This window comes from Streptomyces griseus subsp. griseus, from assembly GCF_000720255.1.
Classification (GTDB): domain Bacteria; phylum Actinomycetota; class Actinomycetes; order Streptomycetales; family Streptomycetaceae; genus Streptomyces; species Streptomyces griseus_I.
The window spans coordinates 1-427 of record NZ_JOJE01000169.1; the positions used below are offsets into that span (position 1 = coordinate 1).

The 427-nt window shown below is 63.9% G+C and carries 1 protein-coding gene; it reads left to right on the plus strand.

The genetic code is table 11. The annotated features are described in order from the left end of the window. The coding region (locus tag IG99_RS43635) for an ABC transporter substrate-binding protein (RefSeq protein WP_037684608.1) at window positions 1–427 on the plus strand (427 nt) is incomplete at both ends.

Below are 427 nucleotides of genomic sequence, written 5' to 3' on the forward strand. Positions count from 1 at the left end.
AGCGGACGCCCGCGCCAAGCTCACCGATGAGGCCATCGCTGCGTTCGAGAAGAAGTACCCCAACATCAAGATCAAGGGGCAGTACAAGGACTGGAACGGATACTGGGACGCGCTCGCCACGACGACCGCGGCCAAGGACTCGCCCGACGTCGTCCAGATGGACGAGCTCTACCTCGCGTCCTACGCGGACCGCGGTGCGCTGTACGACCTCGGCAAGGCCAAGAAGTTCGTCGACACCTCGCAGTTCGACGCCAAGGCCCTCGCCACGGGGCAGGTCAACGGTACGCAGTACGCGCTTCCCGTCGGTGTCGGCGTCATGTCCGTCGTTGTGAACACCGACCTGTTCAAGAAGTACGGCGTGGCCCTCCCCGACGACAAGACGTGGACCTGGGACGACTACACCAAGGTCGCGAAGGAGCTGACGGAC